Source organism: Wolbachia endosymbiont (group A) of Volucella inflata (genome assembly GCF_947250665.1).
In the GTDB taxonomy this organism is placed as follows: domain Bacteria; phylum Pseudomonadota; class Alphaproteobacteria; order Rickettsiales; family Anaplasmataceae; genus Wolbachia; species Wolbachia pipientis.
Map to the genome: position 1 here is coordinate 1,322,694 of NZ_OX366338.1, position 20,844 is coordinate 1,343,537.

The window sequence follows — 20,844 nt, forward strand, 5'->3', positions numbered from 1 at the left end:
GCTTGTATCTCATGTCAATGTACACTTTTTCGCGCATTTAACATTGCTTTGATCATAATTGTATACAAAAACCGTTTACAATCAGCGCTCAATATGATAAATTGAAACCAGTTTATTCCTCGGTAGCTCAGTGGTAGAGCAGTTGGCTGTTAACCAATTGGTCGCTGGTTCGAATCCGGCCCGGGGAGCTCTTCTCTGTTGAATTTTAGTGTTGATTTTATATGGGCATTAAATCAGTCGTTTTATGTATACTAGATGGCTGGGGAAATGGAGTAGAAAACAGTAAATACAATGCTATTAGCAACGCAAATCCACCCTGTTGGCAATATATTAGCTCTAATTATCCAAAATGCAGTTTATCCGCCTGTGGAACTGATGTGGGGTTACCTGGTGGTCAAATAGGTAACTCAGAAGTTGGCCATATGAATATTGGCAGTGGTAGAGTGGTAATACAAAGCCTTCAGCGCATTAATCAAGAGATTGGAACAATAGAAAACAATGTAAATCTACAAAGTTTTATTAATGATCTAAAAAGTAAGAACGGAGTATGCCATATAATGGGATTGGTGTCCGATGGTGGTGTTCATTCGCATCAAAAGCATATTTCAACTTTAGCAAATAAAATATCACAGCATGGAATAAAAGTGGTGATACATGCATTTTTAGATGGCAGAGACACATTGCCAAATTCAGGAAAAAAATGCATTCAAGAATTTACAAAGAGTATAAAGGGAAATGACACAAGAATTGCTACTGTTTCTGGGCGTTACTATGCTATGGACCGTGACAACAGGTGGAAGAGAACAATCGAAGCTTATGAGGCTATCGCATTTGCAAAGGCACCTTGTCATGATAATGCAGTATCGTTGATTGATGAAAATTATCAAAATAACATAACTGATGAGTTTATTAGGCCCGCAGTAATAGGTGACTATCAAGGTATAAAACCAGAAGATGGAGTGCTGTTGGCTAACTTTCGTGCTGATCGAATGATACAATTAGCAAGTATTTTGCTTGGCAAAACAGATTACGCTAAGGTAGCAAAATTCTCTTCAATTCTAAGCATGATGAAATATAAAAAAGATCTTCAGATCCCTTATATTTTTCCTCCTACATCTTTTACTAACACTTTAGGACAGGTAATAGAAGACAATAAATTGCAACAATTACGCATCGCCGAAACCGAGAAATACGCTCATGTGACTTTCTTTTTGAATTGTGGAAAAGAAGAACCTTTCTCTGGTGAAGAAAGAATACTCATTCCCTCACCAAAAGTTCAAACTTACGATTTGCAGCCCGAAATGTCAGCCTTCGAGCTCACAGAAAAGCTTGTAGAAAAAATTCACTCCCAAGAATTTGCACTGATAGTTGTAAATTACGCTAATCCTGACATGGTAGGGCATACAGGTAATATAAAAGCAGCCGAGAAAGCTGTGCTAGCTGTAGATGATTGTCTTGCAAAAGTGCTGAGTGCTGTTAAAAAGTCAAGCAACACCGCGTTAATTGTCACTGCAGACCATGGTAATGTGGAATGTATGTTCGATGAAGAAAATAATACACCTCATACAGCACACACTCTAAATAAAGTGCCATTTATTGTGTCTTGCAATAATCTAAAACTAAGAGACGGAAGGTTATCTGACATTGCCCCTACTATTTTACAGCTACTTAGAATTAAGAAACCGGATGAAATGACAGGCAGTTCGTTGATTTCTTGCATTACCCTCTGTCATTCCAGCTAGGCAGCGTTATGCACCGGAATGACATCAAATAGATGTGTTTTAACTTAATCCAACTTTTAAATTTTTCGCTGTTAGTACTAATGATTCATTAAAGAAGCTGTCAATATCACCAATACTATCTATATTTTTTGTACTGATAGATTGGTCAATTCTTTTGACCAAATTAGATAAAACTTTATTAGGGCCAATTTCAACAAATTTGTTAATGCCACGGCTTGACATATACAAAACCATTTCTCTCCATTTCACTCTGCTTACAACTTGCTTGGCGAGTAAAGTTTTTATAACTTTGGGATCACTCTCCTCTTTAGCTGTAACATTTGATATCAAAGGAACTATAGGACGGGTTATTTTAATACCCTTCAAAAACTCCAAAACTTTTTCATCAGCAGGTTTCATAAGAGATGAATGAAAAGGCCCACTAACCTGTAATTTAATTAGTTTCCTCACACTCGAGTTTTTGAATAAATCGGGTAACATTTCAAGAGCTTCTCTAGTGCCACTTATAACCACTTGTCCGCCACCGTTATCGTTTGCAATTTCACAAATTCCGTCAATTTGAACTGATTTCAATATATCTTCCACTTCATTTATCTCTGCTCCAAGCAACGCAACCATTCCGCCTTTACATTTCAGTGAAGCTTCATGCATTGCTTCGCTGCGAACTTTCAGCAGCTTGATTGCAGACTCAAGCTTTAACGCTCCTGCAGCACACAGCGCTGTATATTCGCCAACTGAATGCCCACAAACATATTTAACATTGTGATCAGTGAAAAGAGATTTGCCAAACACATGCTCCATAACACGTAGCATTGCAATTGATACTGCCATTATAGCTGGCTGAGCGTTTTCTGTAATGGTTAATTCTTCAATAGGACCGTTGAAGATTAAATGAGACAGCTTTCTATCCAATATGCTATCTACTTCATTAAATACTTGTCTTGCAACAGAAAACTCACTATATAAGCTCTTTCCCATTCCTACAAACTGAGAGCCCTGACCGGGGAAAGCAAAAATCATGATAGTTATTATTTATTCCTTATTAAATATACTACTTTATTTATTTTTTGTCAATATTTTAGAATAATGATTGACTTAGTGAATTAAGTTCACTAGAATATTAACTGACTAAAAGTTTATAAACAACAATGAATTATCATAAAATTATTATAGTTATGACAGACGGTCAAGAGTTTGAAACTCGTTCCACTTATGGAAAGGAGGGAGATAGGGTAAAACTTGATAGAGATCCTCTTACTCACCCTGCATGGACTGGAAGTTTGACAAGCGGGTTAGCAAGTAAAACTAGCAAATTAGCTAAGTTTAACGATAAATATGGAAGCATTTTCTAATTTTCCTTCTCTTTAAGTTTTAGAGAGTTTACTGAAGCATGCATAAATACAAAAATATAGGCTATGTTGCTTCTCCATCACCAAAATCGCAGGAAGTATCTAAACTATTAAAGAAACTTAATTTTATCAATATAACAGAAGAAAATAAGTCCGAAATCGATCTATTGATAGTTGTTAGCGGTGATGGCTTTATGCTACGCACTTTGCACAATTACGTCATAGAAAATAAAAACATGCATGTGTATGGGATAAACACTGGCAATGTTGGGTTTTTGATGAATAAATGCTTTAGCTGCAGTGAAGATTTAATTGATCATATAGAGCATGCAACTTCAACTCAGTTAACTTTGCTAAAAATGGAAGCAACAGACACAAGTGGCAAGAGATATCATTACATAGCAGTAAACGAAGTATACGTTTTTAGAAAAGCGAACCAAATAGTAGAGATGAATATTACTATTAATGATAAGCTAAAAGTAGAAAAATTTAGAGGGGACGGAGTAATATTATCTACCCCCACAGGCAGCACTGCATACAACTTCTCTGCCGGTGGCCCAATTTTGCCGCTAAATTCAAATTTACTTGCACTCACTTCTATCAATAGCTATTACCCAAGGCATTGGAATGGAGCGTTAATATCAAACGATACAATCGTACAAATTGACATTAACGACACAAAAAACCGTCCAGCACTTGTAGTATCAGATTACAAGGAGTTTCATAATATATCACAGATAAAAATACAAAAAGACCACGAAAACACAATAACTTTGCTTTTTGACAAAGATTACCCTCTGAATGAAAGGATCTTTGATAGACAATTTCTATACTAATAATGTATCTGTTCAGATACATGGCTAATGTACAAATATTGAAACAAAAATTCCAGTGCCCCTGTGATGTCATTCCAGTGCTTGACACTGGAATCCAGCTTTTGATCGAAAATGTTGTATAGTACACAATCAAATTTTCTGGATCCCAGTGTCTGGGCACTGGGATGACACCCATTTGTTCCTATAGTTGTCTTTTCTCGTCTACCTTATTTTGCCACTCTGCTAAACAGATACATTATCTGTAAATTGGTATTTACTACATCTTAATAACTATAGCGTAATCAATGCAGCATAGTAATTAACTTTGTAGTGAATATGCATGGGTCAGTCGAAAAATCAACAGTAAAATTAACTTCTTACGAACAAACAGGTGAAAATAGCAAGATAACACTAAAAGATCCACAATCGCCTGAAGAAGCAGGAAATGCTATCTCAAGTGTACTGAATGTAGTACCACGTGTGCAGGGAATGTCACATGAAGAATCAGATGATGAGGAAGTGGATCCTACTTATGCATCTGTAAATCGACAAAAAGATAGTGATGGAGCACCACCGATTTTGCCAAAAGCTCCAGGTTTACAAGACAAAGAAGACAAAAATTTGTTTGATCTTAGTACTGAAGTACTACCTCCTTCCCTAGGCTCTGTGGACAAAATTTTAGAGAAGCCATACAAGAGCTCCAACAAAATTGAGAAAACCCATAAAAACCTCAGCAGTTTTATCAAATCTGGAAAAAATGCGCCTAAAATTTTTAATTTTACCAAAAAAACACTCAATCAAATGACGTTCTTTGTAGATATGCTCATCGTAATACCTTTGCACTTTTCGATTCCGTTTTGGCGGAATAACTACTGTACATCCCTTGTCTTCAAGACTTGTAACAAAGGCATTGCTATCGTAGCCCTTGTCAGCTACTACAGTAGAGTTATAGATACTTTCGGTCAACACTTGTGCCTGCGTAATTTCATTTCTTTGACCAGGAGTCAGAGTAAATTTAAGTGGATTTCCAAGTGCATCGACAAGCGCATGTATTTTAGTTATAAAGCCACCTTTGCTCCTCCCTAAAGCTTCTTGATCCTTGGAGTTTTTTGTATATCCAGATGAACATGGATGGCCTCGGATGATCGTACCGTCGATTATAGCAACTTCTAAATCAGGCTCTTGTTTAGTATATTCAAGCAATTTTTTCCAGACATCTCTTTCACACCATCTTTTAAATCGCTTATGTATACTCCTGTAATTACCATAAGTTTTTGGTAAAAGTCTCCATTGGCAACCACTTCGCACTATGTACCACACTGCCTCTATGAATATTCTTAAACGTTTTTCATCTTTGCTGTGCATTCCTTTTACGCTTTTTATGAACTCTAAAATTTGTTTCCAATTTTCCTCTTTGATGTAATATTGCATATGGTAGTTTCTCCATTTTTTACCTATTAGGCTAAACTACCATCTTTTTCTCTCTTTTCATATTTTTTGTCCACAGAGCCTAGGGCTACTTGCAACACATGGTGTTAATGGTGTACAAAAATTTTACCAAAACCCTTTGACTAATAACATAGGATTATCATTACTTATAGGTTCTGGTATACTTGCATTACTCATTGTGGGTTTTGGCATACATTATTATAGAAAAACAAATTGCACTAATCTTATATATTCGCAGGAAAAGATTGACCCTGAAAGCGTTAACAAGAAATTCATTGAAGAAATAAAACACGAAAGAACAAATGTTCTTGGGGAAAACCACGGTAAAGACGCTAAACGCAGCAGCTTAACGCTTGAGCAAGTTGTGGTTCAATCTCATAATTGTAAGGATGTTGCTTATAGTGTCGGTTAATAAAATGCATGATATAGCTAGTGCAGCCCTACGTCATACCGCCGCAGACCGTCATACCGCGATTCATTCGCGGTATCTCTAGGCTCTGTGGACAAAAAATATGAAAAGAGAGAAAAAGATGGTAGTTTAGCCTAATAGGTAAAAAATGGAGAAACTACCATATGCAATATTACATCAAAGAGGAAAATTGGAAACAAATTTTAGAGTTCATAAAAAGCGTAAAAGGAATGCACAGCAAAGATGAAAAACGTTTAAGAATATTCATAGAGGCAGTGTGGTACATAGTGCGAAGTGGTTGCCAATGGAGACTTTTACCAAAAACTTATGGTAATTACAGGAGTATACATAAGCGATTTAAAAGATGGTGTGAAAGAGATGTCTGGAAAAAATTGCTTGAATATACTAAACAAGAGCCTGATTTAGAAGTTGCTATAATCGACGGTACGATCATCCGAGCCCATCCATGTTCATCTGGATATACAAAAAACTCCAAGGATCAAGAAGCTTTAGGGAGGAGCAAAGGTGGCTTTACAACTAAAATACATGCGCTTGTCGATGCACTTGGAAATCCACTTAAATTTACTCTGACTCCTGGTCAAAGAAATGAAATTACGCAGGCACAAGTGTTGACCGAAAGTATCTATAACTCTACTGTAGTAGCTGACAAGGGCTACGATAGCAATGCCTTTGTTACAAGTCTTGAAGACAAGGGATGTACAGTAGTTATTCCGCCAAAACGGAATCGAAAAGTGCAAAGGTATTACGATGAGCATATCTACAAAGAACGTCATTTGATTGAGTGTTTTTTTGGTAAAATTAAAAATTTTAGGCGCATTTTTTCCAGATTTGATAAAACTGCTGAGGTTTTTATGGGTTTTCTCAATTTTGTTGGAGCTCTTGTATGGCTTCTCTAAAATTTTGTCCACAGAGCCTAGATCCCGCTAACACGTAGCGGGATGACGATTGTCAGGGTAGCACCTCCCTCCCCTGTCATCCAAGTAGCTGACACTGGGATGACAAAAAAAGGAGCACTGGAATGACATCACAGGGGCACTGAAATGACATCCTCCTAGTAGAGATCGCTTTTGTAATTGCAACATTCACGTGTATCTGTTCAGCTAAGCGGTGTAAGAGATGATAGATAAGAGGTTTTGGAAAGGATTGAGACCCCTTTGTTTCCATGTCAAGTATAATGAAATTATCCGTTCAAGGAATGCATTTCCCCGCTTCGATTGGGTAAAATATGAATTTTTGCGATAAACGACATAATGCCGAATTTGCTGTTCAGCATGGTTATTTGTCAGCGGAATATTTTCTGGGTCATCTAAAAATTTCTACATCATTCTTTCAGATTTCAAAATATTCTTTGCAACTCGAGAAGCTCCAATTGCTTCAGGTAAGCGAGATATTTCCTTCAAATAATACCTTGTACGTTTTCGCAATTTTCTTGCACGTCTGGCAAATCTTAAAATGTCTATCTCATTTTTTAGTAAAGCTTTTTTTAGTGCAAATAATTCAGTAGCGACATCTCTTACATAACAGCCAAGAATCTTAACTTCAATGTTCCAGCTATGAGCCAGCCTTTCAAAATCTCTTATTAAATAAGCCCAGCAGATTTGCCTTTTCTTATCATTAAAGTAGTTGTAGGCTGAATATCTATCAGTTACTATCAAACTATTGCGATTGCAAAATGTGCTGTCTTGCAAAACCTTCATTCCTCTTGATTCTGTCAATTTTACAAAACTTGCCGTATTGCTTGCAAACATCCAACACCAGCCAAGTTTTCCTTTGTTATAGTGACTGGTTTCATCGATATGCAAAACCTCACTTCTGCTTATTTCTTGTTCGATTTGCTCATATGTTTTTTCGCATTTTAATGCAACTCTGTGTTCACTATTTGATATGCTGCCAACACTTATGTTCAAATTAAAAATGTCATTTATGATACTAGCCACTTCACGCTTTGAGTTTTTGTAAAATCCGCTGAGTGCTGCAATTATAGACTTAACCCTTGGACCAAATGTATCTGGCGTAACACCTTCTGGTAACTTGCTACTTTTTCTTTTTCTGCATCTCCGACAACGACCATGTTCCAATTACTACATAAGGCCTAATTTCCGGAAGATCAACTTTTTGGTGAACATAAGGTTTTTCGCATATTACAAGCTCTCCTCCGCATTCGCAAATATTAGGCAACTCTATTTTTACTACTTTATCCGCTTCCATTGTGGCATGAAAATTTCCTTTATGCCCAACCTGATCGCCAACATTCCTTTCGCTTTTTGGCTTGTCCTTTTTTGTTTTGTACAATTCTTTAGAGCTCGGTAGAGATGAATTTTTCGAGTTTAAACCAAGCCTTTCCTTTAATTCAGCGTTCTCTATCTTTAAAGCTTTATTTTCTGCTTTTAAGTTTTCTATCTCTGCTTCCAGTTTTTCTATTTTTTGCTGTAAATTTTTGCAAAGTTCTAAAAGGTTTACCACATTACCTCACTTTTGCTCTATGATTATCTTTTTAGATCACTTTGTCTACCTTATTCTACCACTCCGCTGAACGGATACCTTGAGTTAGCTATAGCTAACACCACAATTGTACTAACATTGTGATTTGAGAACAACCTTCATCAGAAAGGGTGTCATTCCAGTGTCAAGCACTGGAATGACGAGAGGTAACGCAAGAAGTTTACTCTTAATAAAAACCTGATGATGAATCATTATTACCAAATTTCGGCCTATTTCTGTTGCTGAAACGAGGACGAGGAGGCCTCTTATGGTGACTTCCTCCAGGTTTTCTACTAAATGAATTATTGTAATAATTATCCCTGTCATTTGGACCATCTTTCCTTTCCTCGTTGTAAAGCTCACCTTCAAAAAACTCTCCCGTCTCTTGATTAACCCGACGTCTTGACAACTTTGGACACCCACCTTTTTCGAAGTCAATTACTAGTGCTTTGAAAGTATCATCTTGTTTAAGTATGCTCTCTATAGAATCTATGTGTTCATTAGCTACTTCACTTATGTGCATTTTTCCTTTTCTGCCATTAAGAAATTCAAGCTCTACAATAGACTTCTCTATTCTTACAACCTTGACATCAACTATAGAACCTTGTTCTAGTTCTGTTATTGAATCAATCATCATACTCTTTGCAATTTCAGCTTCAGTGCCACTCGTAGCAAAAACAGAAACTTTACCATCATCTCCTATTTCAATTTTTGCATTACTTCTTTCACACACACTGCGTATATTTTTTCCCTTAGAACCTATAGCAGCAGAAATTTTGTCTTTATCTATGTAAAATGATAACATCCTTGGTGCATGGTCTTTGACGTCATCACTGTGTTCTGAAATCACTGCATTCATTTTTTCTAAAATATGTAATCTTCCAGCTTTTGCCTGTTCTAAAGATTTTTCAACAATTTCAAAGCTTATACCAGAAATTTTCATGTCCATTTGTAGCGCCGTAACCCCTTCACTAGTTCCTGCTACTTTAAAGTCCATATCACCAAGATAATCTTCATCACCCAATATATCGGAAAGTATCACATACTCGTCTTTATCTTTAATAAGGCCCATAGCAACTCCAGCAACAGGGGCCTTTATTGGCACACCTGTATCCATTAAAGCAAGAGAAGTCCCACAAACTGTTGCCATAGAAGAAGAACCATCAGACTCCAAAATTTCAGACACTACTCTTATTGTATAAGGAAATTCAGATTTATCGGGTAAAACAGGATGAATTGCTTTCCAAGCAAGTTTGCCATGACCGATTTCTCTTCTTCCTGGTGCACGTGCAGCAGAAGTTTCTCCAACAGCAAATGAGGGAAAGTTATAATGCAACATGAAATGCTCACGTCTATCCCCTTCAATATCATCCACAATTTGCTCATCTTGAGTAGTGCCAAGAGCAGTAACAACCAGTGCCTGAGTATTGCCTCTTGTAAATAGTGCAGAACCGTGAGTTTTGGACAGAATATCAACTTCAACTTCTATCTGACGTATCTCATCATGCTTACGACCGTCTATCCTTACACCTTTCTTCCTAATTATTTCACGTACTAAAGATCTTTCAAAGTTTTTTACTGCATACATAATTAACTTTTCGTCTTTTCCAGTTTCTTTAAGAGTATTCAATATATTCTCTCTGATCGCTTCTAAAGCTTGAACTCGCTCTTGTTTTACTGCTTGCGAATATGCTTTTTCAAAATCTTTACCGTATTTTTCGAGCTCTTGTGTTATATCTGATGTATCAATAGGAGCAAAGCTCTTAGGTTTATTGCCAATTGTATCAGCAAACTCTTTTATGAGCTTAATGACAGGCTTAAGGTGTTCATGGCCAAATTTTATTGCATTAAAAACATTTTCTTCAGAGAGCTCTTTCACTTCTGATTCAACCATTAAAATTGAATTTTCATCACCAGACAAAAACAGATCCAAGCTGCTTGCTTTCATCTCTTGAACAGAAGGGTTGAGTACATAGTTATTATTTTCATCACAACCAACCATCACTCCAGCTATAGTAAAGTGAAAGGGAACACCAGAAATTGCAAGAGCTGCAACAGCACCAATCAATGCTGGCACTTCAGGAGGATTGACTGTATCATAAGTTAATAGATTGCACACCACACTAATTTCATCATGAAATCCTTCTGGGAATAGTGGTCTTATACTTCTATCTATTACTCTTGAGATTAAAGTTTCTCTATCAGATGGCTTGCCTTCTCTTTTAAAAAACCCGCCAGGGATCTTACCCATGGCATAGCTTTTTGCGATAAACTGCACATTTAAAGGTAGGAAATCAACGCTTTCTTCCTTCTTTTTACGTACAACAGTTACTAAAACAGAAGTATCACCGTAATTTACAACTACTGAACCATGAGCTTGGCGTGCTATTTTTCCTGTTTCTAAAGATAAGGCACGACCACCCCACTCTATAGATTTTTTTATAATTTTAAACATATTAAATTCCTCGATTATTTTCTAATGCCTAACTTCTCTATTAATTCCTGATAGGCTTCATTACCAAATTTACGCTTTATATAATTTAAGTGCTTGCGTCTTCTACCTATCAATATAAGTAAACCACGCTTAGAGTGATGGTCATGCTTGTGCACTTTAAAATGCTCAGTTAAGTTACTGATCCTCTCGGTCAAAATTGCACATTGTACAAAAGATGAGCCTGTATCATCTTCTTTAATTGCATATATATTTATCAAACTCTTTTTCTTTTCGGATGTTATCGACATCTAAACCTCATTTTAAATATTAAAAACACGAATAGGTTTCACACAACCATAAATAAAACTGCAGATTGCAATAGGTACACTACCCACTATCGTACAACAAATATCATAATTCTTTAAATTACGCAAGTTATTTAATACAACTTCCTGACCTTTTCTGATTTTCCCCGCATCTTCTAGGGAAATTTCAACTTTGAACATCGATTTTAAAGCCGATTCAATGGGGATGACGAAACTTTTTGTATTACTCCCTGTCACTCCATCATCTTCTGTCATCCCAGTGCTTGACACTGGGATCAAGCCTATTTCATCACGAACATTGTTTTTGACATATGCTCCTAGGCTCTGTGGACAAAAAATATGAAAAGAGAGAAAAAGATGGTAGTTTAGCCTAATAGGTAAAAAATGGAGAAACTACCATATGCAATATTACATCAAAGAGGAAAATTGGAAACAAATTTTAGAGTTCATAAAAAGCGTAAAAGGAATGCACAGCAAAGATGAAAAACGTTTAAGAATATTCATAGAGGCAGTGTGGTACATAGTGCGAAGTGGTTGCCAATGGAGACTTTTACCAAAAACTTATGGTAATTACAGGAGTATACATAAGCGATTTAAAAGATGGTGTGAAAGAGATGTCTGGAAAAAATTGCTTGAATATACTAAACAAGAGCCTGATTTAGAAGTTGCTATAATCGACGGTACGATCATCCGAGCCCATCCATGTTCATCTGGATATACAAAAAACTCCAAGGATCAAGAAGCTTTAGGGAGGAGCAAAGGTGGCTTTACAACTAAAATACATGCGCTTGTCGATGCACTTGGAAATCCACTTAAATTTACTCTGACTCCTGGTCAAAGAAATGAAATTACGCAGGCACAAGTGTTGACCGAAAGTATCTATAACTCTACTGTAGTAGCTGACAAGGGCTACGATAGCAATGCCTTTGTTACAAGTCTTGAAGACAAGGGATGTACAGTAGTTATTCCGCCAAAACGGAATCGAAAAGTGCAAAGGTATTACGATGAGCATATCTACAAAGAACGTCATTTGATTGAGTGTTTTTTTGGTAAAATTAAAAATTTTAGGCGCATTTTTTCCAGATTTGATAAAACTGCTGAGGTTTTTATGGGTTTTCTCAATTTTGTTGGAGCTCTTGTATGGCTTCTCTAAAATTTTGTCCACAGAGCCTAGAATCTTTTGTCCATTACATGATTTGTAAGTATTTGTATATCTGGATCCCAGTGTCAAGCACTGGGATGACATCGGAGAGTAAGTTGTTGTGTTTTTTTAGTAAGTTGCTCAATTGTCACTGATTCATTTTCTCTAAAGTCACCTACCATAGTTCTTCTTAATTTTGTAATGTGTCCAAAACAATTTAATGCAATTCCAAGATCACGAGCAATTGATCTTACATATACACCACTACCGCATATCATAGAAAAATTTGCACTATTATTTATCTTACTATTACCCACAAATATAAATGGACTAAAAAGTAAAATATTACAATATTAAAGTTTGCAAATATTGAGGGTATAAAAATGGCAAACGAGAGTAATGAATGGGCTAAAAATGAATTTGGAGATGCTGTACTTGGAGATAAAAGATTAACTGACCGATTAGTAAAGATTGCTGATAGTTTGATAAGTTTACCTGAAAGCTCAATTAATGAGGCATGCGGAAGTTGGTCAGAAGCAAGAGCAGCATACCGTTTTTTTCAAAATGAGAATGTAAAAGAAGGTGATATTTTAGCTACACATATTAATAAGACGGTTGAGAGAACAAAAGCTCACAAGAGGGTTCTTGTCATTCAAGATACCAGTTACATTGTATATAATAACCATAAAAAAACAAGCGGATTAGCAAATTTGTCCAGTTATGATACTGCAAAAGGTATTATAATGCATACAGCTCTTGCCGTTAGTATAGAAGGTTTGGTACTAGGGATACTAGATCAAAAAGTTTATTCAAGACCTGAAGAAACTGAGAACCTTAAAAAAAAGAGCGATCGCATTGAAGATAAAGAAAGCGTAAAGTGGTTGGAAACTTTAAGAAAAACAAATAATATTATTGATCCAACTCAAACTGAGACTATAACTGTATGCGATAGAGAAGCAGATATATATGACTTTTTTGAGCTTACACATAATCTTAATTCGGCAGTGCTAGTTAGAGCATGCAGAGATAGAGCAGTAAATAGAAAATCTCGATATCCTGAAAAAGGTGAGCAGAAGTTATGGGCATTTATTAAATCCTCTCATTGTGCAGGTACGGTAGAAGTTGAAGTTCCTGTAAAAGATAATAAGCCAAAAAGAACAGCACGTTTGGAAGTTAGATTTGGAAAGTTTATGACGAATCCATCTAAGAATAATATTAGGCATAAGACGGAAGAACTACCTAAATTACCACTTTATGCAGTTTATGTTGTTGAGAAAACTTCCCTTCCCTTAAAAAAAACCGCTAGAATGGATGCTATTAACGAATCTTTCAGTTAATACTTTCGATGAAGCTGTTGAAAAAATTAGTTGGTATTGCCTTAGATGGAAAATAGAGATATTACATAAAATTTTAAATCCGGTCTCAAAGTTGAAGAATGTAGGCTTGGAATAGCAGAAAGACTAATGAGATATCTAACAGTTGTGAGTATTATTGCTTGGAGGATCTTCTTTATTACATCAATTGCAAGAGCTAACCCAACATTACCATGTACTACCTTATTAGCTGAAGAGGAATGGAAAGTTTTATACGTTAAAATACACAGAAAACCATGTCCAAGTGTAGTTTCCAACATAAAAGAAGCTGTTTCATGAACTTGGAGGCCATTTAGCAAGAAAAAATGACCCAGAACCAGGACCTTATGTTCTTTGGAAAGGGTGGAGACGTCTCTTTGATCTAGCAGAAGGATGGAGACTTGCTCATGAACCTCATATTTGTGGGTAATAGTAAGATTTGATATGCTGCCAACACTTATGTTCAAATTAAAAATGTCATTTATGATACTAGCCACTTCACGCTTTGAGTTTTTGTAAAATCCGCTGAGTGCTGCAATTATAGACTTAACCCTTGGACCAAATGTATCTGGCGTAACACCTTCTGGTAACTTGCTACTTTTTCTTTTTCTGCATCTCCGACAACGACCATGTTCCAATTACTACATAAGGCCTAATTTCCGGAAGATCAACTTTTTGGTGAACATAAGGTTTTTCGCATATTACAAGCTCTCCTCCGCATTCGCAAATATTAGGCAACTCTATTTTTACTACTTTATCCGCTTCCATTGTGGCATGAAAATTTCCTTTATGCCCAACCTGATCGCCAACATTCCTTTCGCTTTTTGGCTTGTCCTTTTTTGTTTTGTACAATTCTTTAGAGCTCGGTAGAGATGAATTTTTCGAGTTTAAACCAAGCCTCTCTTTCAACTCAGCGTTCTCAATCCTCAAGGCCTTATTTTCTGCCTCTAACTCTTCTATCCTCCCTTCCAACTTTTCTATTTTTTGCTGTAAATTTTTGCAGAGTTCTAAAAGGTTTACCACATTACCTCACTTTTGCTCTATGATTATCTTTATTATCTTGCTTTGTCTACCTTATTCTACCACTCCGCTGAACGGATACAATTTACTAAACAGAAAAAAAGGCAAAAGAAACCCTAGGGTAGCTAGTTATTCACTATCCATTTTTTAAGTTGGCGTTTTTTAATGTTTTAAATAGCGCATTTCAGCTTATATTAGGTAAAAACCTAGAAATTTTATAAAGACATAAGGTGCACATAGTGCAAAAAATTAAGCATGATTTACGCCAAATACATTAAGTTTTTTGTCATTAATCCACTGCAGAGATTGCGAAGATAAATAAATAGCTTCAGTGTTATAATAAGGGGGCTGGCGAAGCTTGTCAAGGAAGTTTTTATGATTTATCTAACGAACTTTACACTTGCTAAAGTTGTACCATCTTGGTAACTTTAACTGAAAGAAGTTATTTTTTATCCAATATGAAAAAAGCCTTTATATTCACATCCTTAATAGCAATTATATTGATAGTTATTACTTATTTATACAGAAACGACGGAACTAATGACTCACAAGTGGTAAATGTTTATTCATCGCGCAAAGAAGAATTAGTACGTACTTTGTTTGATGAATTCACGAAAAATACAGGCATTAAAGTACGTTACATCATTGATGATTATTCTCAGCTACTTTCACGAATAGAAAACGGTGGTGAAGCTGACTTATTTTTGACTGCTGATGCAATCAACTTAATTCTAGCAAAAAAAAGAGGACTTTTATCTCAAGTAGATTCAGAGGTTTTAAAAAGTGTTATACCTGCAAGATTTAAAGACAGTGAAGATTATTGGTTTGGTCTTACAAAAAGAGCTAGGATATTGGTTTACAATAAAGAGTCAGTAGACCCTAAGGACTTAAGTACTTATGAAGATTTAGCAAATGAAAAATGGAAAGGAAAAATATTAGTGCGTTCTTCTACAAGTCCATATAACAGATCGTTAATTGCTTTTATGATTGCAAATAATGGTTTTGAAAAGACGAAAGAATGGGTAAGCGGAATTGTGAGCAATATGGCAAGAAAACCAAGTGGTGGTGATACTGATCAAATTTACGCCGTAGCAGCTGGTGAGGGAGATGTTGCAATAGTAAACAGCTACTACTTTGCGAGAATTCTTTCATCAGAAAATAAAAAGAATGTTGCAGACAAGCTAGGGGCTTTTTTTCCTAATCGCAACGATCACGGTGTAATGGTAAACATCAGTGGTGCAGCAGTAACAAAAAACGCAAAAAACAGGGAAAATGCTATAGTCTTATTGGAATTTTTAGTAAGCAAGCAGGCTCAAGAGTTATACGCTAAAAAAAACCAAGAATATCCTATTATTGAAGGCGTTGAAACTTCCGATATACTAAAATCTTGGGGAAATTATTCACAAAGTGATTTGCCTCTAAGTGAACTTGAGAAGCATCTTTTTGAGGCTGTTATGATAGCGGATGAGTGTAAGTGGAAGTAATCCCCAGCGCCACTAAACATTGGGATGAAAGATTTATGCTAATATACCTTACTCTTGACTCGCTGAACTTTTTCTTCCTTCTAACTTAATTTTGACTTTACTATCTTTTTCCGTTCTTTCACCAAAACAATTGCTGCACAAGAAGTCTATTGAAAAAAGGTAATAAGAAAGTAGAATAGGTTCAAGTAGTTGAAAAGGAAACTATGAACAAGAGAAGGAATTTGTTAAACATCTCAGACCTTACAGTCGATGATGTAGAAAATATAACTAAGTTGGCCAACCAGTACCTTAAAAAAGAAGTTGCAAATAGTCATATCTTGGAAAATAAGACAGTAATAAATTTATTCTTTGAAGATTCAACGCGTACACTTGCGTCTTTTGAAATAGCAGCAAAAAGCCTTGGAGCAAATGTTGTAACTTTGCCAATAAGATCTTCTTCTATTAACAAGGGAGAAGATCTAAAAGACATGATCAAAACATTAAATGCAATGAATCCTGATTACATAATAATCAGGCATAAAAGTAGTGGTATCATTAATACACTGGCAAAGTATGTTAACTGCTCGCTAATCAATGCAGGCGATGGAAGTAGTGAACATCCAACTCAAGCTCTTGCAGACTATCTTGTAATCAGCAATCACAAAAAGCAAATAAAGGACCTCAAAGTTGTGATATGTGGAGATATTCTGCACAGCAGAGTTGCAAGGTCAAATATAAGGTTGCTAAAAATGTTTGGAGCAGAGATAAACTTGGTCGCACCACCAACTTTGATTTGTAAGCATTTTCCTGAAGTAGCTTCAGTCCATTATTCATTAATTGAAGGTATAAAGGATGCTGACGTAATTATGCTTTTGAGATTGCAGAAAGAGCGCATGAATAATAGTTCTTCAGAGAAAGAATATTTTTATTTGTATGGACTTGATTCACAAAAGCTATCATACGCAAAACCAGATGCGATTGTTATGCACCCAGGGCCAATAAACAGAGGGATTGAGATTAGCAGTGATGTAGCAGATTGTGTTATTTTACAGCAAATAGAATTCGGATTGGCAATACGTAAGGCAGTGCTGCACTATTATAGATATTAAAAAATGCTACACAACTAATGCGAAAGAAGGGTTTTTTCATGAAATGACGAGAATGGCCACTAAGATGTTAAGGCTGAGGATATGATGTGGAATTTTTTACGAAAGCCTGAAGTCAACCAACAACCTTGCAGAACGGCAAATTAGACGGCTATCGTAAAAACAGCTTTTTCACCTGGTCAGAATGTGGGGAAAGGTTCGTGAAAAGAATGTTGTCGATATTTTTGACATCACGTCTCAATGGCCAAAATCCCTTCCAAAAGTTACGACTGCTTAGTTCTTTATTCATTCTCACAATCCGTGAACGGTTACAATCTGGATTCCAGTGGGCTTTGTTGCATCGCTAGCTATGATGGATTAAAGATAAAAAAGATAGGGAATATCAGTAGCTTATTATTCTGGTATTTATAACAAGAACGGTCAATGAATACCTAAATTTGAGTAAAAGAAATTTCACTACCATTTACCAATCCGGCTAAAATTCAAGAATTTCAATGCTTTAGCTATTTTCAATAGAATTAAATTTATTAATATAAATAACAAATTACTATTCTTAAATTTGATCAGATTGATTGCAAAAAAACAAGATTTTCAATAGGTTGCTTATAATCCTAACTATAGTTAGCCTTTCATAAGTAGCGATGCAACAAAGCCATTCCAGTGTCAGCTACTTTCATAACACCATATTACCTTAACAAAAGCAAATGTTCGTACAGATGTGCATCAGCTACTTTCATCTGCCACCTGCAAATTGCAATGTTCGTACAGTTAGTGCGACCCGAAAGTCGTGATTTTGTGATGGTTAAATTCCATCTTCCCTAGGCTCTGTGGACAAAATTTTAGAGAAGCCATACAAGAGCTCCAACAAAATTGAGAAAACCCATAAAAACCTCAGCAGTTTTATCAAATCTGGAAAAAATGCGCCTAAAATTTTTAATTTTACCAAAAAAACACTCAATCAAATGACGTTCTTTGTAGATATGCTCATCGTAATACCTTTGCACTTTTCGATTCCGTTTTGGCGGAATAACTACTGTACATCCCTTGTCTTCAAGACTTGTAACAAAGGCATTGCTATCGTAGCCCTTGTCAGCTACTACAGTAGAGTTATAGATACTTTCGGTCAACACTTGTGCCTGCGTAATTTCATTTCTTTGACCAGGAGTCAGAGTAAATTTAAGTGGATTTCCAAGTGCATCGACAAGCGCATGTATTTTAGTTGTAAAGCCACCTTTGCTCCTCCCTAAAGCTTCTTGATCCTTGGAGTTTTTTGTATATCCAGATGAACATGGATGGCCTCGGATGATCGTACCGTCGATTATAGCAACTTCTAAATCAGGCTCTTGTTTAGTATATTCAAGCAATTTTTTCCAGACATCTCTTTCACACCATCTTTTAAATCGCTTATGTATACTCCTGTAATTACCATAAGTTTTTGGTAAAAGTCTCCATTGGCAACCACTTCGCACTATGTACCACACTGCCTCTATGAATATTCTTAAACGTTTTTCATCTTTGCTGTGCATTCCTTTTACGCTTTTTATGAACTCTAAAATTTGTTTCCAATTTTCCTCTTTGATGTAATATTGCATATGGTAGTTTCTCCATTTTTTACCTATTAGGCTAAACTACCATCTTTTTCTCTCTTTTCATATTTTTTGTCCACAGAGCCTAGATGATTGTTACATACATAGTATCGATATCTCTTATTCTCCTTTTTTGCATATGTCAGTGTCATATTTACACCGCAGCTCTTGCACTTAATTATTCCCTTTAGCAGCGCTTCCTCATATTTTGCTTTTCTATATGGTTGATTCTTTATTAATTTCTGTACTTTTTGCCATTTTTCTTCCTCTATTATTGCCTCATGCTTTCCCTCATACTGTTTCTCATAATGCCGTATTTTTCCCATATATATTGGATTTGTTATTATTCTTCTCACCGTTGCCTTTTTAAAGATATCTGATTTTGTTCGATATCCTTCTCTGTTTAACTCTCTTGTCAGTTCTGCCATTGACTTCAGCTCCACATATCTTTCAAATATATGCTTCACTGTCTTTGCTTCTTTCTCATTGATTATTAATTCCTTATCTTTTACATCATACCCAAGTGGCAAAGTTCCACCCATCCATAACCCTTGTTCTTTTGATGTTGCTATTTTATTTTTTACTCTCTCTACTATCATCTCTCTTTCTAGTTGTGCTGCTCCTGATAACACTGTTTGTACAAACTTTCCCATTGGCGTATTATTGTCAAATATCTGCGTTACTGCTATAAAATTTACTCGATGCCTTCTAAAAAATGACGTTACTTCAATGCTGTCTTTTGTTTCCCTTGATAACCTGTCTAGCGTATATACTACCACACAATCTACTTCTCCTGTCTTTACATCTTCAAACAACTCCTTTATCGCTGGTCTTTCTAAATTTTTCCCTGAATATCCTCCATTATCGTACCTTTTGGCCAATGCTACCCAGCCTTCTTTGCTCTTTATATACTTTTCACATGCTACTCGCTGCGCATCTAAACTATTAAACTTTTGCTCCAGACCGTCTTCATTTGACTTTCTCGTATATATTCCACATCTTATCCCTTTACACATTTTCCTTTCCCTTTTGATCACGCAAACCAAATAGGAGCGGCCCATTGTAACTCATTCCCATTATTTTTCCAGCTACTGCTGACAATGACGTGAAAAATTCTTCTCGGTAGATTAAACCCTTATCTGTTACCATTACTGTATGAGTCTCTTCCCCTCTCTCTAGTATTAATTCTGTCCCTTCTACTGGTATAGCTCTTTTCATAATAGTCCGGAAAGTTCATAGAAAAGCAGAATCAACAGCATGACGAAAAGATGTGAATAGAGGAATGTTTTTCCTAGCTCTGTTTTTTATAGCAAACCAATGATGCTCAATTTTGTTAAAATCGGGAGAATAAGGCGGTAGATATAAAATTTCTGCACCAACTCCTTTAGCAAGTTCAGTAATCTTATTAGACTTATGAAAAGTAGCATTATCAAGGATAACAGTTTGTCCAGGTTCCAAAATCGGTGTTAGGAACTGCTCAAACCATTTATTAAAGATATCCATATTACAGTGGCCTTCAAATGTTAACGGAACAACTATTTTTCTGCCGTTTAAGGCTGCAATCATACTGATTCGTTGAATTTTTTTACCAGATTTTAGAGCATAAAACCGCTGTCCTTTCTGAGAATATCCATAGGGATAGTCTTCGGTATTATCAATACCAGATTCATCTATATATACTAAGTTTTGAGGTTCTTTTGTTGCTATAATTTTCAAAAATTCAGCACGTTTTTCTTCATTCCTTTCTTTGTATCCATATGTCTTTTTTTGCGTGTGAGTCCAATTTTTTTAAGAGCTCGATGAATCGTTGGGATACTAACATTACTCCAAAGCTTAGCCATTTCCGATAGAGTTTTTCCACCATGTTTTTTGGCAAATTCAGTAAATTTATTCCAGTCGGTAATTTTGTGATTATAACCTCCATTTCCAAGTTTTTTCGACTGAAAATCTCCTGTTTCTTTTTTTCTTTGCTGCCACTCCCATAATGTAGTTCTTCCAATTTTAAATCTTGCTGCTACCGTTTCTCTGCTTTCCCCTTCGTCTAGCACTTCCATTGCTTTTTTTCTTAAATCATAACTATATGCTGCTGGCATACTTACCTTCACTACTATAAACTCTTATTTTAACCCGTTTGGACCATTATGAAAAGA

General features: G+C 35.9%; 17 protein-coding genes, 1 tRNA gene and 6 pseudogenes. 11 read left to right on the forward strand and 13 right to left on the reverse strand.

Features of this window, described 5'->3' with window-relative positions; all coding sequences use genetic code 11:
• Nucleotides 1-116: 116 nt before the first annotated feature.
• Both OOK85_RS06735 and gpmI read left to right on the forward strand, forming a co-directional pair.
• Nucleotides 117-188, forward strand: a tRNA-Asn gene (locus OOK85_RS06735).
• 33 nt (nt 189-221) lie between these two features.
• Nucleotides 222-1,742 carry a 2,3-bisphosphoglycerate-independent phosphoglycerate mutase gene (gene gpmI, locus OOK85_RS06740; RefSeq protein WP_264702978.1) on the forward strand — a complete coding sequence of 507 codons (1,521 nt, stop codon included), beginning with the start codon at nt 222-224 and terminating at the stop codon, nt 1,740-1,742.
• A gap of 39 nt (nt 1,743-1,781) precedes the next feature.
• Here gpmI and fabD read toward each other — a convergent pair whose 3' ends face one another.
• The gene (gene fabD / locus OOK85_RS06745; protein ID WP_264702980.1) at nt 1,782-2,762 is read right to left on the reverse strand and encodes an ACP S-malonyltransferase; all 981 of its coding nucleotides are present in this window, start codon (nt 2,760-2,762) and stop codon (nt 1,782-1,784) included.
• A gap of 128 nt (nt 2,763-2,890) precedes the next feature.
• Here fabD and rpmE point away from each other — a divergent pair, with 128 nt between their 5' ends.
• Together rpmE and OOK85_RS06755 are read left to right on the forward strand one after the other, a co-directional pair.
• Nucleotides 2,891-3,094 (forward strand): 50S ribosomal protein L31, encoded by a 204-nt coding sequence (gene rpmE, locus OOK85_RS06750; protein ID WP_007548602.1) that lies wholly within the window; start codon nt 2,891-2,893, stop codon nt 3,092-3,094.
• A gap of 38 nt (nt 3,095-3,132) precedes the next feature.
• On the forward strand, nt 3,133-3,927 hold the full coding sequence (locus OOK85_RS06755) for an NAD kinase (RefSeq protein ID WP_264702985.1): 795 nt from the start codon (nt 3,133-3,135) through the stop codon (nt 3,925-3,927).
• A gap of 509 nt (nt 3,928-4,436) precedes the next feature.
• Here OOK85_RS06755 and OOK85_RS06765 read toward each other — a convergent pair.
• Nucleotides 4,437-4,580 (reverse strand): hypothetical protein, encoded by a 144-nt coding sequence (locus tag OOK85_RS06765; protein WP_264702987.1) that lies wholly within the window; start codon nt 4,578-4,580, stop codon nt 4,437-4,439.
• 4 nt (nt 4,581-4,584) lie between these two features.
• A complete protein-coding gene (locus tag OOK85_RS06770; protein WP_264702853.1) occupies nt 4,585-5,337 on the reverse strand; it encodes an IS5 family transposase in 753 nt (250 codons plus the stop codon).
• Nucleotides 5,338-5,416: 79 nt separating this feature from the next.
• Between OOK85_RS06770 and OOK85_RS06775 the strand changes: the two are divergent.
• Both OOK85_RS06775 and OOK85_RS06780 read left to right on the forward strand, forming a co-directional pair.
• Nucleotides 5,417-5,767, forward strand: a pseudogene (locus tag OOK85_RS06775) (hypothetical protein); the annotation flags it as partial.
• 161 nt (nt 5,768-5,928) lie between these two features.
• Nucleotides 5,929-6,681, forward strand: a complete 753-nt coding sequence (locus OOK85_RS06780; protein ID WP_264702259.1) for an IS5 family transposase — start codon at nt 5,929-5,931, stop codon at nt 6,679-6,681.
• A gap of 204 nt (nt 6,682-6,885) precedes the next feature.
• On the opposite strand, the pseudogene tnpC reads toward OOK85_RS06780, so the two are convergent.
• The 4 genes and pseudogenes from tnpC to OOK85_RS06800 all read right to left on the reverse strand — a co-directional run bounded on the left by tnpC (nt 6,886) and on the right by OOK85_RS06800 (nt 11,281).
• Nucleotides 6,886-8,248, reverse strand: a pseudogene (gene tnpC, locus OOK85_RS06785) (IS66 family transposase).
• A 205-nt stretch (nt 8,249-8,453) separates the two neighbouring features.
• A complete protein-coding gene (pnp, locus tag OOK85_RS06790; protein ID WP_264702989.1) occupies nt 8,454-10,721 on the reverse strand; it encodes a polyribonucleotide nucleotidyltransferase in 2,268 nt (755 codons plus the stop codon).
• A gap of 14 nt (nt 10,722-10,735) precedes the next feature.
• Complete coding sequence (gene rpsO / locus OOK85_RS06795) at nt 10,736-11,008, reverse strand: 30S ribosomal protein S15 (protein ID WP_006279944.1); 273 nt, start codon at nt 11,006-11,008, stop codon at nt 10,736-10,738.
• Nucleotides 11,009-11,020: 12 nt separating this feature from the next.
• Entirely contained in the window at nt 11,021-11,281 is a 261-nt protein-coding gene (locus OOK85_RS06800) for a hypothetical protein (protein WP_264702991.1), read from the reverse strand.
• Nucleotides 11,282-11,426: 145 nt separating this feature from the next.
• Between OOK85_RS06800 and OOK85_RS06805 the strand changes: the two genes are divergently transcribed.
• The gene (locus OOK85_RS06805) at nt 11,427-12,179 is read left to right on the forward strand and encodes an IS5 family transposase (protein ID WP_264702259.1); all 753 of its coding nucleotides are present in this window, start codon (nt 11,427-11,429) and stop codon (nt 12,177-12,179) included.
• Nucleotides 12,167-12,322, forward strand: a complete 156-nt coding sequence (locus OOK85_RS06810; RefSeq protein WP_264704233.1) for a hypothetical protein — start codon at nt 12,167-12,169, stop codon at nt 12,320-12,322. Before OOK85_RS06805 ends, OOK85_RS06810 begins: the two co-directional genes overlap by 13 nt.
• On the opposite strand, the gene OOK85_RS06815 is transcribed toward OOK85_RS06810, so the two are convergent.
• Nucleotides 12,254-12,445 carry a hypothetical protein gene (locus tag OOK85_RS06815; RefSeq protein ID WP_264704220.1) on the reverse strand — a complete coding sequence of 64 codons (192 nt, stop codon included), beginning with the start codon at nt 12,443-12,445 and terminating at the stop codon, nt 12,254-12,256. The genes OOK85_RS06810 and OOK85_RS06815 overlap by 69 nt on opposite strands.
• Before the next feature lie 105 nt (nt 12,446-12,550).
• Between OOK85_RS06815 and OOK85_RS06820 the strand changes: the two are divergent.
• Nucleotides 12,551-13,949: pseudogene (locus OOK85_RS06820) on the forward strand (IS4 family transposase).
• A gap of 7 nt (nt 13,950-13,956) precedes the next feature.
• Here OOK85_RS06820 and OOK85_RS06825 read toward each other — a convergent pair.
• A pseudogene (locus tag OOK85_RS06825) lies at nt 13,957-14,542 on the reverse strand (DUF6444 domain-containing protein); the annotation flags it as partial.
• 455 nt (nt 14,543-14,997) lie between these two features.
• On the opposite strand from OOK85_RS06825, the gene OOK85_RS06830 reads away from it, so the two are divergent.
• Both OOK85_RS06830 and OOK85_RS06835 read left to right on the forward strand, forming a co-directional pair.
• A complete protein-coding gene (locus OOK85_RS06830; RefSeq protein WP_264702994.1) occupies nt 14,998-16,023 on the forward strand; it encodes an extracellular solute-binding protein in 1,026 nt (341 codons plus the stop codon).
• 203 nt (nt 16,024-16,226) lie between these two features.
• Nucleotides 16,227-17,111 carry an aspartate carbamoyltransferase catalytic subunit gene (locus OOK85_RS06835; RefSeq protein WP_264702996.1) on the forward strand — a complete coding sequence of 295 codons (885 nt, stop codon included), beginning with the start codon at nt 16,227-16,229 and terminating at the stop codon, nt 17,109-17,111.
• Nucleotides 17,112-17,947: 836 nt separating this feature from the next.
• Here the strand turns inward: OOK85_RS06835 and OOK85_RS06840 are convergent.
• The 4 genes and pseudogenes from OOK85_RS06840 to OOK85_RS06855 all read right to left on the reverse strand — a co-directional run bounded on the left by OOK85_RS06840 (nt 17,948) and on the right by OOK85_RS06855 (nt 20,787).
• Nucleotides 17,948-18,700 (reverse strand): IS5 family transposase, encoded by a 753-nt coding sequence (locus tag OOK85_RS06840; RefSeq protein WP_264702164.1) that lies wholly within the window; start codon nt 18,698-18,700, stop codon nt 17,948-17,950.
• 80 nt (nt 18,701-18,780) lie between these two features.
• A pseudogene (locus OOK85_RS06845) lies at nt 18,781-19,710 on the reverse strand (recombinase family protein); the annotation flags it as partial.
• Nucleotides 19,703-19,897: pseudogene (locus OOK85_RS06850) on the reverse strand (DUF2924 domain-containing protein); the annotation flags it as partial. The pseudogenes OOK85_RS06850 and OOK85_RS06845, both read right to left, overlap by 8 nt.
• Nucleotides 19,898-19,927: 30 nt before the next feature.
• A protein-coding gene (locus OOK85_RS06855; RefSeq protein ID WP_264702431.1) for an IS630 family transposase occupies nt 19,928-20,787 on the reverse strand; the annotation gives its coding sequence in 2 pieces (ribosomal slippage) (nt 19,928-20,463 and nt 20,463-20,787; 861 coding nt in all).
• Nucleotides 20,788-20,844: the final 57 nt, after the last annotated feature.

Bases quoted from the DNA above. Each gene is read 5' to 3' on its own strand.
- gpmI (WP_264702978.1), top strand. From the start codon at position 222: ATGGGCATTAAATCAGTCGTTTTATGTATACTAGATGGCTGGGGAAAT.
- fabD (WP_264702980.1), bottom strand. From the start codon at position 2,762: ATGATTTTTGCTTTCCCCGGTCAGGGCTCTCAGTTTGTAGGAATGGGA.
- rpmE (WP_007548602.1), top strand. From the start codon at position 2,891: ATGAATTATCATAAAATTATTATAGTTATGACAGACGGTCAAGAGTTT.
- OOK85_RS06755 (WP_264702985.1), top strand. From the start codon at position 3,133: ATGCATAAATACAAAAATATAGGCTATGTTGCTTCTCCATCACCAAAA.
- OOK85_RS06770 (WP_264702853.1), bottom strand. From the start codon at position 5,337: ATGCAATATTACATCAAAGAGGAAAATTGGAAACAAATTTTAGAGTTC.
- OOK85_RS06780 (WP_264702259.1), top strand. From the start codon at position 5,929: ATGCAATATTACATCAAAGAGGAAAATTGGAAACAAATTTTAGAGTTC.
- pnp (WP_264702989.1), bottom strand. From the start codon at position 10,721: ATGTTTAAAATTATAAAAAAATCTATAGAGTGGGGTGGTCGTGCCTTA.
- rpsO (WP_006279944.1), bottom strand. From the start codon at position 11,008: ATGTCGATAACATCCGAAAAGAAAAAGAGTTTGATAAATATATATGCA.
- OOK85_RS06800 (WP_264702991.1), bottom strand. From the start codon at position 11,281: ATGACAGAAGATGATGGAGTGACAGGGAGTAATACAAAAAGTTTCGTC.
- OOK85_RS06805 (WP_264702259.1), top strand. From the start codon at position 11,427: ATGCAATATTACATCAAAGAGGAAAATTGGAAACAAATTTTAGAGTTC.
- OOK85_RS06810 (WP_264704233.1), top strand. From the start codon at position 12,167: ATGGCTTCTCTAAAATTTTGTCCACAGAGCCTAGAATCTTTTGTCCAT.
- OOK85_RS06815 (WP_264704220.1), bottom strand. From the start codon at position 12,445: ATGATATGCGGTAGTGGTGTATATGTAAGATCAATTGCTCGTGATCTT.
- OOK85_RS06830 (WP_264702994.1), top strand. From the start codon at position 14,998: ATGAAAAAAGCCTTTATATTCACATCCTTAATAGCAATTATATTGATA.
- OOK85_RS06835 (WP_264702996.1), top strand. From the start codon at position 16,227: ATGAACAAGAGAAGGAATTTGTTAAACATCTCAGACCTTACAGTCGAT.
- OOK85_RS06840 (WP_264702164.1), bottom strand. From the start codon at position 18,700: ATGCAATATTACATCAAAGAGGAAAATTGGAAACAAATTTTAGAGTTC.